This is a genomic window from Gluconobacter sphaericus NBRC 12467 (assembly GCF_006539125.1).
GTDB lineage: Bacteria > Pseudomonadota > Alphaproteobacteria > Acetobacterales > Acetobacteraceae > Gluconobacter > Gluconobacter sphaericus.
Map to the genome: position 1 here is coordinate 1 of NZ_BJMK01000062.1, position 5,740 is coordinate 5,740.

The following is a 5,740-nucleotide window of genomic DNA, read 5'->3' on the forward strand; positions in this document are numbered from 1 at the left end:
CATTGTCTGACGAGACCCAATCATCCCTGGACCAATGGTCAGGTTGAACGGATGAACCGGACAATCAAGGAAGTAACCGTCAAACGCTCCCATTACGACAGCCATGAGCAGTTAAAAACACACTTCAATGACTTCATGGCAGCCTATAACTTCTGGCGAAGACTCAAGACCCTGAACGGCCTTACCCCTTACGAATACGTCTGCAAAATCAGGACTTCAGAGCCTGAAAGATTCATCATCAATCCAACCCATCAAGTCCCGGGACTAAACACCTAATATCAATGGAGCCTGAGCCTAAGGTATTTCTATGTTTGGGATGCAGGAGAAGTCAGACTTATTCGTCTTCTTCTTGCCATGACTATCTTACACTTTGACTATGAATTGTGCTCTCACCGACCGATCATTCGCTTCTCGGGTACAGGTGGTGGAGACGGGTAGAGCAATATTCCTGTTTCTTGATCAACTTCAACATGTGCCTCTGGATAAACGGAAAGAGCGAGTTTGAGTGGAGCTATAATATCTCTCTTAAACCCTCGTAGCTGACTATACTCAGAACCAAATTGCCCTTTGAGTGCAGCCCATGAAATATTAACTGGGTCTTTGAGTACGTGAAGTCTATAAGCCAACCAAATATAAATATCAATTGCTTTTGATTTGCTGGATATCTGCCTTATAGCAATTTCTCTTAGCGGTAGTGGATGATCAATAAGACTTTCGTAAAAACTTTCATCCAGTCTGACAACTTCTCTCCATAGAGACGGTTGATTCAAGTCGTTATCTATGGGGAAAATTGCATCTCTAATGAATGCCCCATTGCTTACTAGTTCTTCTCTGCCATTGCTTCGAAAAAAAGTTAGTCGGCATCGACTAATACGCTTTGCTTGATCCCTAACTGCGTTATAGGTATTTCCACCAACAGCAATACCCATCGCCTTGAGCCAAGCATTCATTGATGCTCCAAGCTCTACTTCGCGTGACTTTGTTTTAACGGCTTGTGTCTGGAGATAAAGCAGAATCATACGAGCCATTGATCCATAGGGGATTCCAACGGCATCTTTATTTTTATCTAGTCCGCTCTCGATCAGAAGTTTTATATTACCGCCATCACGTTCCCAAACTGTCTCAGTGGTTTTTTTGTGAGGAAGTGCTGCCATTGCGAAGCCAGAATGGGTTATTCCGATCGACATTGCTTCATCGGCCAGCACTTCATGTGCGGCATCCACACAGTAGCGTTGCACCTTACTTTCCAAGGATGCTTGGCGTCTTGCCTCTTCTAAACCGTGCAGTTCGAGGAGATTGTGGATTCTTCCCATGAGCAGACCATCGGTGAGAGGATAAAATGTGTCAATTTGGACTCTACGCACATTGAGGCGCTTGGATTCTACACACGCCTAGTTTGGACTCTGCTCACGCTGTTCTAGAAAAAAATATTAGTAATTTTATTAGATGGTGTGCGTAGAATCCAAGGGATAACCCGGGTTCTGGTAAGTAGAGTCCAAACTAGGCGTGTGTAGAATCCAGAGGGCAACCGGGAAGGGCAATTTTCCGCCTGTGAATAAGTTTTTTTTCTGATGATACCGAGGTGCGTAGAGTCCAATACCGAATCAGGCACGGATATCTGTGAGCTGAAGTGTGTGTAGAGTCCAATTCCTAATTGCTTTCCCAGCCGTGTGTAGAGTCCAATGTGCCCTATATCCTGCTCAACAATGGTTCATGCTGTTTTTCCCGTTGACGATTTTAAGCTGCTCGTAGCAAGTTAGCTGGGTAAGCAGCAGTTCTCCTTCCCTTGCCAGCTCCAAAACTGCCGCAAGATGAACAGCCCATGCGGCCTTGCGGTGTGTCAGGCTTTGAGGGGTTTCCGTGGGAGAGAGACTCATCACGCCCTCGATGAGATCCCACGCGCTCTCCGAATGTTCGCAAAGCTTCTGCTGCCACCACGCGATGGCGTCTTGAACGGATAGACGGGGCAGAGCTGAGGGAAGAAAAATGCTTTCTTCAGGCATCAGCTGCGGCCGCCGACGGGAAACAGACAAAAGCGCGTCAAGCAGATCCCGGGTGAGGGTGAGAGATGCTGTCTCAGCGACAGAAGGCGAGAAGACCACGCTCCCGCGTCCGAAAACGTCTTCTCCTAGGACAGCACGGCGTTCGAATACCTCGACAGTCCTCTGAAGGGCGTCTTTTCGAAGCAGGACCCGTTGAATCTGTTCGGCCGCTGAAAGCGCGGCGCTGTGGTCGGTCGTGTCCCCCCGGAGCAGCAGGGTAGAGCGCATCTGCACCAGGGTCGCCGCCAGCACTAGGTCGTCCGCTGTCTGTTCGAGAGGGCGACGTCTGAGGCTCTCCTCTACACAGGCTAAAAACTGCTCAATCAGATCCGTCAGCGGTAGCGTCCGAAGATCCACGGCGTTCCGACGGATGGCGTGTAGCAGCGCGTTCAGCGGGCCCTGCCAGGCTCCCACCTCCAGAAGTGGCTCCTCAGACATCGTAAAGCGGGCGGACGGAAAAAATGAGGTCGGGCCAATGGGTCGCAATGGTTTGAAGAGCCGCCCAGGGTGTCCAGTCCGCCGACCAGAACGAGACGCTCCAGTGGGTTGTGTCCTCCTTCGAATGCCCGTCTATGCTCTCAACTTGCTGGAGCGGTCGTGAAGTGCCCCAGTGTTGCCACAGCCAGGCCTGTGTTGCAGGGGAGCCGGGCCCGAGGGAGAGAACATCCAGAGGCATGGGGCAAAGCGCGTTGAGATCAAACGGAACGGAGCCCGATCCAGCCTCCCGTGCGACAAGAAGCTTCTGACTTTGAACAATCTCGTTGATCAGAGCAGCCGTCCGGGCGCCCTGAACGGGAAAGATCCGGCTCAGGTCTTCAGGAGCAGTAACATCCGGTCCCCACAGTAATCGGCCAGTGCCCGCCGCTTCCGCCCGGAACCGGCCGAGCACAGCTTCTGGGCCAGTCACGGTCAGAACATGCGCCAGCCAGTCCGGCTGGGGACTGAAAAGAGGCGGAGCGGAAAGGGTCTCCGGTTCTGCAAGCCCTGATCCCAAGATTGGAAACGCCGTGCCGCTCGCCGGTGGCCTGGGGGCATGGCGGAGAAGCGTCGGACGGTTGGGAAGGCGAAAGCCGTTCTCCGGGTCCTCCTCGTCGGTCGAGACTGCTTCAATGTAGCTGTGGGCGACCGGTCGCGCTTCCAGCTCTTTCCGATAGGCCTCCAGGCGTGCGACCATCGCATCAACGTCGGCGATGATCTCAGCAATTGTCTCGGGCACCGGTTACAGATCCAGAAGATGGGCGGGTGAGTCCAGGTCCAAGCGGGCCCGACGGATATAACGGCGCATGCTGCGCAGATCCCGGTGGCGGGTGTGGGCCATGATCTGCTCGTCTCGCGCATTGGCCCGGAAGGCCTCGGTGACGAAGCCAGCACGCAGCCCATGCGGGCTGAGGCGTTCCCCGGAGGGAGCTTTAAGCCCGGCCACCCGGGAGCGCCGTAGCAGGATCTGCCGGACCGCATCCGGATGAAGGGCATCACGTCCGACCTGTTCCCAGCGATTGATGGACCGGAAGAGGGGACCGTCCGTAATCTCGGCTTTCTTCAGCCAGCGCTCTAAGGCCAGAACGGGGCAGGTCTCGCGATGTTTGCCGCGGGGAAGAAACACCTCTTCGCCGCGCTGTTCGGGGTCGGTTTTGCTGCGGGCGATATGTAGCTTCAGGCCGGTTCCGATAATCCGGACGGTCTCTGTTGTGAGGGCGACCAGCTCTGAACGCCTCAGCGCACCGGCAAAGCCGATGAGCAGAAGAGCCCGGTCGCGCAGATCCGCTAGCGTTTCTACTGTTTTGCCCTCTGTCGGGGCGACAAGTTTGCGGAGCTCCTGAGAGGTGAGGGCGGCGGCCTGTTTCTGAGGTGTGCCATAGAGACGCCCTGCCGCACGCAGTGTGGTACGAATGGCGGCGTGGCCAGAACTCCATTCCAGTCCGCGCATGCGGTACTGATAGCCGACGGCAGCGAGACGACGGTTGAGGGCCGAGCGGCTGAAACGTGGTGCCAGACTGTGCAGCCAGGCCGCGACGACAGGAGGAGCGGCTGCAAGAGGTGAGGTTCCGTGTTCGTCGCACCACTGACAGAAGGCCTGCCAGTCATGGGCATAGGCCCGCAAGGTTTCAGGGGCATAGGCGGCCGTTCGGGCACTGTCTTTTGCTGCGTCCAGGGCAGTTTGCAGCGCAGGGGAGGGGACTTCGGGGAAGCGCTCTGCAGGATCTGTCGTGGCTGCCATGCCGGTGATCTTCCCTCTGAAATATCCAATGAGTCTGCCGTAAGGCACCAATTAAGGCAACCTTGATCTAACACGCGGTAAGTGAACATTACCACGTGTTAGATCAACGATGAGTCGTCCAAAAAATCCTGCAGAAAGAGCCCATAACGGCTTATAGCGGGCCTCTCAAACCTTCGAGGAGCGGGTCCAGTTCGGTGAGAGACTTCAGGCCATAGGTGACAAGGAAGGTTTCGGTCGTGGCCCAGAGCTGGGGCTGGCCTGGGATGGGCTTTCGGCCAACACTCCGAATGAGGCCTTTCTCTTGCAGCAGGGTCAGGGTCTTCTGGGGCAGGGCAGCATCCCGGAAGCTTTCGATCTCGGGGCGTGTGACCGGCTGGCGCGCGGCAATGAGCAACAGCACCTCGAGTGCTGCACGAGGGAGTCGTTCGGGTGGTTTCTCCAGCACTGCCTTCAAGGCTTCAGCGAGATCGGGAGCGGTACGGAACATCCAGCCGTCGCCGACCGCGACCAGTTCAAATCCTCGTCCCTCGGTGCGTCTGTCCACCTCACTCATGATCAGGGCGATCTCCACGTCCTCTCCCAGAGCTCGCGCCAGGGACGTTCGGGATACGGGACCACCGCTCTGAAAGAGGAGAGCTTCGGCCAAACGAACGGGATCGGGAAAAGAGACTGACATCACTTGGAGCATAGGGGCGCTTCGACGCTTTCCACCAGAGCCATGGATATGTGTCAGTGAATTTACTTGGCGGCGTAAGGCCGTCAGAACCTAATTGTATGCTACTGATCTGGAATGCCGATCCGACCGGAACTGAAAGCGCTCTACCCTCCCAACTGGCCCGAGCTGAGCCGGCAGGGGGGTGTCTGTCAGCGCTGCGGCCGGCCGCATGGACATCGCCTTCAGGTCCTGCCGGGTGGCCGATGGAAGCATCCGGAGACGGGGCACTGGTTCAATGGCCAGGGCAGGCAGATCTCGCCTCCGGACCTGATCGAGCACCTGCAAATGCGACGGACGAAGGTGGTTCTGGCAGCGGCGCATCTGAATCATGATCCCACCAGCAACCGGCTGCGCAATCTGCGCGCGCTGTGTCAGCGCTGCCATCTGTTGCACGACCGGATGTATCACCTGGCTCAACGACGTCTGACCTTGCGACGGCGTCTGGCGATCGGAGATCTGTTCGAGGGGCGATATCGGGCCGGGGTCCCGCCTCTGGGACTGTAACGGGTCAGATGTTCGATGTGCGCGATGTGCTCGGCCCTGACGTCAACGTGCGTCTGCGCCTACCGCACGAATTTCCGGTTCAGCTCGCGAGCAAGCGTTTCGCCTTTCCTGATTGGCATAACATTGTAGGTTCTGATTGCCCACGAGATATCGCATCCCAGTCGGTCTGGCGGCTGCGCGATTGCGACTGCCATTGCACGACCATGCTCCATCGTGTTCATCAGCTTTTTCCGCTCAGAATGTCAGCTCCAAGTAGGCACC

Annotated in this window: 8 protein-coding genes; 3 read left to right on the plus strand and 5 right to left on the minus strand. The window is 56.1% G+C overall.

Features of this window, described 5'->3' with window-relative positions; translation table 11 throughout:
• Positions 1 to 276, plus strand: a 276-nt coding sequence (locus GSP01_RS14195) for an integrase core domain-containing protein (protein WP_141354583.1), incomplete at its 5' end; no start/stop codon positions are given.
• Between the two features lie 113 nt (positions 277 to 389).
• Here GSP01_RS14195 and GSP01_RS14200 read toward each other — a convergent pair.
• The 5 genes from GSP01_RS14200 to scpB form a co-directional block, all read right to left on the minus strand.
• Complete coding sequence (locus GSP01_RS14200; protein WP_082790570.1) at positions 390 to 1,313, minus strand: replication protein RepA; 924 nt, start codon at positions 1,311 to 1,313, stop codon at positions 390 to 392.
• Between the two features lie 387 nt (positions 1,314 to 1,700).
• Positions 1,701 to 2,456 carry a segregation and condensation protein A gene (locus GSP01_RS14205; protein WP_255320915.1) on the minus strand — a complete coding sequence of 252 codons (756 nt, stop codon included), beginning with the start codon at positions 2,454 to 2,456 and terminating at the stop codon, positions 1,701 to 1,703.
• A 16-nt stretch (positions 2,457 to 2,472) separates the two neighbouring features.
• Positions 2,473 to 3,258, minus strand: a complete 786-nt coding sequence (locus tag GSP01_RS14210; protein ID WP_141354587.1) for a hypothetical protein — start codon at positions 3,256 to 3,258, stop codon at positions 2,473 to 2,475.
• 3 nt (positions 3,259 to 3,261) lie between these two features.
• The gene (locus GSP01_RS14215) at positions 3,262 to 4,260 is read right to left on the minus strand and encodes a site-specific integrase (RefSeq protein WP_141354589.1); all 999 of its coding nucleotides are present in this window, start codon (positions 4,258 to 4,260) and stop codon (positions 3,262 to 3,264) included.
• A gap of 151 nt (positions 4,261 to 4,411) precedes the next feature.
• On the minus strand, positions 4,412 to 4,936 hold the full coding sequence (gene scpB, locus GSP01_RS14220; RefSeq protein ID WP_228124017.1) for an SMC-Scp complex subunit ScpB: 525 nt from the start codon (positions 4,934 to 4,936) through the stop codon (positions 4,412 to 4,414).
• A 114-nt stretch (positions 4,937 to 5,050) separates the two neighbouring features.
• On the opposite strand from scpB, the gene GSP01_RS14225 reads away from it, so the two are divergent.
• Both GSP01_RS14225 and GSP01_RS14985 read left to right on the plus strand, forming a co-directional pair.
• Positions 5,051 to 5,479 carry a hypothetical protein gene (locus GSP01_RS14225; protein ID WP_141354593.1) on the plus strand — a complete coding sequence of 143 codons (429 nt, stop codon included), beginning with the start codon at positions 5,051 to 5,053 and terminating at the stop codon, positions 5,477 to 5,479.
• Positions 5,480 to 5,487: 8 nt separating this feature from the next.
• The coding region (locus GSP01_RS14985) for a hypothetical protein (protein WP_218023670.1) at positions 5,488 to 5,740 on the plus strand (253 nt) is incomplete at its 3' end.

Excerpts from the sequence above, each read along its gene's own strand:
- GSP01_RS14200 (WP_082790570.1), bottom strand. The coding sequence starts at position 1,313 with ATGGGAAGAATCCACAATCTCCTCGAACTGCACGGTTTAGAAGAGGCA.
- GSP01_RS14225 (WP_141354593.1), top strand. The coding sequence starts at position 5,051 with ATGCCGATCCGACCGGAACTGAAAGCGCTCTACCCTCCCAACTGGCCC.
- scpB (WP_228124017.1), bottom strand. The coding sequence starts at position 4,936 with ATGTCAGTCTCTTTTCCCGATCCCGTTCGTTTGGCCGAAGCTCTCCTC.
- GSP01_RS14215 (WP_141354589.1), bottom strand. The coding sequence starts at position 4,260 with ATGGCAGCCACGACAGATCCTGCAGAGCGCTTCCCCGAAGTCCCCTCC.